Source organism: Marinobacter sp., assembly GCF_014859525.1.
Classification (GTDB): Bacteria; Pseudomonadota; Gammaproteobacteria; order Pseudomonadales; family Oleiphilaceae; genus Marinobacter.
This window is the reverse complement of record NZ_JACUUB010000104.1, coordinates 1-6,610: the sequence shown is the minus strand read 5'-3', so window position 1 is coordinate 6,610 and position 6,610 is coordinate 1. Positions and strand designations below refer to the sequence as shown.

The 6,610-nt window shown below is 55.3% G+C and carries 4 protein-coding genes; 3 read left to right on the top strand and 1 reads right to left on the bottom strand.

The genetic code is table 11. The features are described 5' to 3' along the window. Positions 1 to 1,601: acyl-CoA dehydrogenase family protein (locus IBX51_RS13795; RefSeq protein ID WP_291831867.1), on the bottom strand; the 1,601-nt coding region annotated here is incomplete at its 3' end. Positions 1,602 to 1,833: 232 nt separating this feature from the next. Between IBX51_RS13795 and IBX51_RS13790 the strand changes: the two genes are divergently transcribed. From IBX51_RS13790 to IBX51_RS13780, 3 genes are all read left to right on the top strand, one after another. After that, positions 1,834 to 2,406 (top strand): DUF3833 domain-containing protein, encoded by a 573-nt coding sequence (locus IBX51_RS13790; RefSeq protein ID WP_291831866.1) that lies wholly within the window; start codon positions 1,834 to 1,836, stop codon positions 2,404 to 2,406. A 29-nt stretch (positions 2,407 to 2,435) separates the two neighbouring features. After that, positions 2,436 to 3,530 (top strand): efflux RND transporter periplasmic adaptor subunit, encoded by a 1,095-nt coding sequence (locus IBX51_RS13785; protein ID WP_291831865.1) that lies wholly within the window; start codon positions 2,436 to 2,438, stop codon positions 3,528 to 3,530. Between the two features lie 3 nt (positions 3,531 to 3,533). Further along, the coding region (locus tag IBX51_RS13780) for an efflux RND transporter permease subunit (protein WP_291831864.1) at positions 3,534 to 6,610 on the top strand (3,077 nt) is incomplete at its 3' end.

The window sequence follows — 6,610 nt, the reverse complement described above, 5'->3', positions numbered from 1 at the left end:
ACGTAGCCGCTGTACATCAGAAAGTCATGGGCGGCGGCGCTGACCACATCGCGATCTTTGCGCGCGGCGAGCATCACCCGAACAGTTAACAGATTCCATTGAGCGGTGAGTTTCAGAAGTTCGATGGCCATCGGTCGCAGTGGCTTGCTGGTCAGGTGCTTGCGGGCAAAGTTCGCAATTTTAAACGTAAAGTCCCGAACCGCGCCGCCCTGGGTCATCATCAGGACCTTTCGACCGAGCAAATCCAGTGCCTGGATACCGGTGGTGCCTTCATAGAGTGTTGCGATCCGGGTATCCCGGACAATCTGCTCCATACCGTGCTCACGAATATAGCCATGACCACCAAAGACCTGAACCCCAAGGTTGGCGGCTTCGTTGCCTAACTCGGTCAGAAAGCCTTTAAGAATCGGGGTTAGAAAGCCCAGTTTATCGTCGTATTTTTCCGCTTTTTGATGGTCTCCGGCGGCATAAGCTTCGACCATGTGATCGGCCAGTTTGGCGGCATAATAAAGCATGGCCCGACCGCCTTCTGCGATGGCTTTTTGAGTCAGCAGCATGCGGCGAACGTCGGCATGGTGAATCAGACGGTCAGCTACCTGCTCCGGATCTTTCTTGCCAGACAGAGCACGCATCGACCGCCGCTCTTTGGCGTAATCCAGTGCCCACTGATACGACAGTTCAGCCGGGCCAACGCCCTGAATCGCGGTGCCGATGCGGGCCGTGTTCATGAAGGTGAACATACATTCAAGGCCTTCATTTTCCGGGCCAATCAGGTAAGCAGTCGCGCCGTCAAAATTCATGACGCAGGTGGCGGAGGCCTTGATGCCCATTTTCTTTTCAAGCGCACCACAGTTAACGGCGTTACGCTTGCCAATACTGCCGTCTTCCGCAGGCAGGAATTTCGGCACGATGAACAGGCTGATGCCTCGGGTACCTTTGGGGGCATCCGGTAAACGAGCCAGTACAATGTGAACAATGTTTTCAGTCAGATCGTGTTCACCGGAAGAAATGAAAATCTTGGTGCCGGTTAACTGGTAGCTGCCGTCAGCCTGGGGTTCGGCTTTGGTTTTTACCTGGCCCAGGTCCGTGCCGCACTGGGGTTCGGTCAGGCACATAGTGCCGCCCCAGCGACCCTCCGTCAGCGGTACCAGATAGGTTTGTTTCTGTTCTTCAGTGCCGTGTAGAAAAATCGTGTTCATGGCACCGATGGACAGCCCCGGATACATGGAGAATGACCAGTTGGCAGTGCCCATTATTTCTTGCTTGAACAGCCCCATGGAGGCAGGCAGGCCCTGGCCACCGTATTCTTCCGGCGCAGAGAGACTTTGCCAACCGCCCATCACGTATTGGTTGTAGGCATCTTTGAAACCTTTGGGGGTGATGACCTCTCCGTTTTCCAGGCGGCAGCCCTCTTCGTCACCACTCTGGTAGAGCGGGCTCAGAATGTCTTCGCTGAATCGACCGCATTCGGTCAGGATGGCATCAACGATATCCGGGGTGGCGTTCTCGCCAGAGGCCAGAGTCTGATAGTGACCCGGGTAATCAAACACATCATTAAGAAGGAATTTCATGTCACGCAGCGGCGCTTTATACACAGGCATAGCCAGTCCTCACGTACGATTAGCTGATCCGATAGAGTTCGAAAGCTTTGAGGACTGCAGTTTTACGGCATTCAACCGTGACTGCCATTGACGAAAAGCACCCATGGGTGTGTCAGAATAGACAATTGGCTGAAATGACGCATTTCCGATAGTTCTGATCGGGTTTTGATCCCAGTCCGTACGTTATTCGTGAATCCGGTCTCTAGAGGCCCGTAAACGGAGTGTAAAAGTCATGCAAAACAGGGTTATTCCGCGCCGAGTCTATGGTGCTGTGCGCAGCAGTTTTATATTGTTGATCGTATTGGTTTTAGCCGGCTGTGCCGGACCGTCACTGGATGATTATCGGGACGTTGAGCCACAACTGATCCCCCAGGAATTTTTTCAGGGCGAACTTTCAGCTCGTGGTGTGGTCAAGAATTTCTCTGGCAAGGTAATCCGTACTTTCGATGCTGATATTGTCGCCACCTGGGATGACAATGGCGTTGGCACTCTGGATGAAGTTTTCCGGTTTAACGACGGTGAGGTTGAGACCCGAGTCTGGACCTTAACACCGTCGGGCGATAGCTATCACGCCGAAGCCGGGGATGTCGTCAAGCCAGGCACTATGCGATGGCAGGGGAATGCCATCCATATGAACTATGTCCTCCGCGTGTCATACGGTGATGGCACCATTGACGTTCGGATGAATGACTGGATGTACCTGATCACGCCAGATACGTTAATCAATCAGACCACGATGAGTAAGTGGGGTGTGGATGTTGGCGAAGTGGTACTGGTGATTCAGAAGCATGATCAAGGTTCATAACACCAATAACGGTAAGGTTAACAAATTCCATGTGGAAACAATGGCTGATTGCACTCGTTCTGGTCGTGGTTGTTGCAGCGGGCGCCGGCATTTACGTCAGCCTTGAGCAAAGCTCTGCAGATCAGGGCAGCCGGCAATCTCAGGCAAGCGCTGTTAATGTCATCACACCGGAACAGCGCGTGGTTCGGGATGACGTGGGTGCGGTCGCTAATTTACGGGCACTCAATGCCGTTGAATTGACGACGGAGGTCAGTGGACGTGTCGTTGAGATTAATCTTGAGCCGGGTACCGGCGTTGTACAGGGAGCGGTTTTGCTGCGCCTGGACGATCGTCAGGCCCGAGCTGATCTGGCGGTTATCGACGCTCAGTTGGCTGATGCCCGGCGCCAGTACGAGAGGGCTCAGCGCCTGCGGGCCAACAACAGCATTTCCCAGTCTCAGGTTGATGAGCTCAGAACGTCTGTGGATGTTGCTCTGGCGCAACGTCAGTCTGCCCGGGTGCGGTTAGAGAATCATCGCATTGAGGCGCCTTTTGCCGGTGTGGTCGGACTGTCAGATGTCAGCATCGGTGCCTATCTGCAGGCCGGAACCACCATCACCACTCTTGATACCAACGACCAGATGGAGCTGAATTTTGCGGTGCCGGAGCGTTTTATCGGCCAGGTACGTCTCGGCCAGAAGGTCCGTGCTACCTCACCCGCGTTCCCCGGCGAGACTTTTCAAGGCGAGTTGATTGAGCTTGCCAGTCGGATCAACGAGCTGAGCCGGACCCTGTCGGTACGCGCCTTGATTGATAATTCGGAAGGGCGATTGCGGCCGGGGCAGTTTATGTCCGCATCGCTCACCCTGAGTGAGCGTGAGGGGCTGGTTATCCCGGAACAGGCGTTGATGCTGCGTGGTGATCAGAAGTATGTATTTGTGGCTGAAGACGGGATTGCCCGACGGGTTTCCGTCCAGATCGGATCGCGCATGCCGGGCATGGTGGAGATCTTGGATGGCCTGACGGCAGAGGATCAGGTGGTGGTTACGGGTCAGGATCGTCTCAGTAGCGGTGATCAACTTCGATTACTGGAATCGGACCTGGCGATACCCGTGAATCGTTTTGTCACCAGCCGGGAATCCTGATTCATGATTCTGTCTGATATTTCCATTAAGCGCCCGGTATTTGCCACGGTAATCAGCCTGCTGATCGTTGTGTTCGGCATCACTGCTTTGCTCGGTTTGCCGGTGCGTGAATATCCCGATATCGATCCGCCCATTGTGTCTGTATCCACCGACTATACCGGCGCGGCGGCGGAGGTGGTGGACACTCAGATTACTCAAATCATTGAAGGTGCCATCAGTGGCGTTGAAGGCATTCGCTCCATAGAGTCATCAACGGAGCAGGGTCAGTCCCGTACTTCTATCGAATTTAATACGTCCCGGGATATCGACGTTGCCGCCAACGATATCCGGGATGCGGTTGCCCGGATTGCAAACCAGCTGCCGGACGAAGCAGACGCACCCAGAGTCCGGAAAGCGGACTCGGATGCCCGACCCATGATGTGGATAACGTTGCTCAGCGACGTCTGGGACAGCGCCGAGCTAACCGATTTTGCCGATCGTGTTCTGGCCGACCGGTTGTCGGTGCTTGATGGTGTGGCGGATATTCGCATCGGGGGTGAACGCCGCTACGCCATCCGGGTGTGGCTGGACCGTGAGCGGCTGGCCGCCCGCAACATCACCGTGGCAGAGGTGGAGCGAGCGCTCAGAGACAACAACGTCGAATTGCCGGCCGGCCAGGTGGAATCGTCTTCCCGCAACTTTACCGTCCGGGCCGAAGGCCGCTTATCCAGTGTTGAAGAATTCCAGAACCTGGTTGTTCGGAGGGACGGAAACGATCTGTTGCGCCTGGGTGAAGTCGCGAACGTTCAGATGGGCGTAGAATCTGATATCAGCCGGTTACGAGCCAACGGCAGGACCGCTATCGGCATGGGTGTTATCCGGCAATCCAAGGCCAACACCGTAGCCGTATCCGATGCAGTACGTGCAGAGTTGGCCCTGATTGAGGAAACGTTACCACCCGAAGTGTCGTTTGCTGAAAGCTACGACGAATCCATCTTCATTCGTGCGTCAATCAAGGAAGTTCTGATCACGCTCGCCATTGCGGTATCACTGGTCATTCTGGTGATTTTCCTGTTCCTGCGCTCCTGGCGAGCCACGTTGATTCCGGCGGTGACCATACCGGTCGCGGTTATTGGTGCTTTTATTGGTTTGGGATTTCTGGGGTTCTCCATCAACGTATTGACCCTGTTGGCGATTATCCTTGCCATCGGACTGGTGGTGGACGACGCCATCGTAATGCTGGAAAACATTCAACGGCGAATTGATGAAGGTGAGGCACCGCTGTTGGCCGCCTATCGTGGTGCTAAACAGGTAGCGTTTGCCATCATCGCGACCACGCTCACGTTGATTGCTGTGTTTGTGCCCATTTCGTTTATGGGTGGTAACGTCGGCCGATTGTTTGCTGAGTTTGGATTTACATTGGCTGCGGCCGTAATCTTTTCCAGTCTTGTGGCGCTCACCCTGGCACCCATGCTGTGTTCAAAATGGCTCAGGCACAGCCCGGAGGTTGAAGAAGGTCATCGTTTATGGGCTTTCAGTGAAAAAGTCCTGAATGGACTGACCAGTGGCTACAAAAAATTGCTGGTATTCTCTTTGAATCAGCCCGGCCTGTTACTTGGACTTGGCGTGGTTGGATTGATCATCGCCACGGTGATTTTTCCCCGATTGCCTCAGGAGCTGGCACCCACCGAGGACCGCGGTGTGATCATCATGCCGACCAGCGCACCCCGGGGGTCCACCGTGCAGTACACAGACCACTTTGCGCGACAGGCGGAGTCGGAACTGCTGCCGTATCTTGATGAGGGCATTGCGGCGCGCTTCCTGTCTATCGTCGGCTTCCGGGGTGAAGAAGACCGTGCCTTTATGATCATGGGGTTGACTCACTGGGATCAACGGGACATCAAACAGCAACAAGTGACCAGCGACATCCGGCAGAAGCTCGCCGATATTTCCGGTGTCCGGATCAACGTTATCAATCCGCCGGGGCTGGGGCAGCGTGGCTTTAACCAACCCGTGGAATTTGTGGTAGCGGGCCCGGATTACGAATCGGTTCAGGCATGGAGTGAAGAGATTGTCGAAAGGGCAAAGGAAAACCCTAATCTGATCAACGTTGATACCGATTTTGAACTGACCCGACCAGAGTTGCGGCTCAGCATCGACCGGGATCGCGCGGCGGATCTGGACATCACCGTTCAGGATGTGGGCCTCACCCTGCAAACCATGTTGGCTTCCCGTAACGTGACCACCTATGTTGATCGCGGCCGGGAGTACGACGTCATTATTCAGGCCGAAGATGCTGACCGCGCAACCCCTGGAGATCTTGAGCAGATTTTCCTTCGCCCGCGAGAGGGCGGTGCACTCATTCCGATCAAGTCGTTGGTGTCTGTCGAGGAAGTCGGCGCCAATCCCGACCTCCGGCGAATCGACCGGCTCCCTGCCGTAGTGGTGAGTGCGTCGCTGGCGGAAGGCTACGATTTGGGGTCTGCACTAACCTACCTCAACAACCTCGCTGTGGATAACCTGCCGCCAGAAGCCAGGGTCAGCTACAAGGGCCTGTCGCGGGAGTTCCAGGATTCCTCGGCGGCCATCTACCTGACCTTCGGCCTGGCGTTTGTCATTGTCTTCCTGGTGCTGGCGGCCCAGTTTGAAAGCTGGATTCACCCGCTGATCATCATGCTGTCGGTACCACTGGCGGTCACCGGGGCGCTGATCGCGCTGGCCTGGTCCGGTATCAGTCTGAACATCTACAGTCAGATTGGCATTATCATGCTACTGGGCTTGATGGCGAAAAACGGCATCCTGATCGTCGAGTTTGCCAACCAGCTACGGGATAAAGGCTATGAAGTCAGAGAAGCCATTCTTGAGGGCGCTAGCTTGCGGTTCCGGCCGGTACTGATGACCACCATCTCCACCGTTTTTGGTGCCATTCCGCTGGTGGTTGCGACCGGTGCCGGTGCTGAGAGTCGGGCCGCGATCGGTATGGTGATTCTGGGTGGTTTGATCTTCGCCACCACCTTGACGCTGTTCATCATTCCGGTGTTGTACAACCTGCTGGCGCGCTTTGCCAAATCGTCTAATGCCGTGGAAAAGGAGCTGGAACG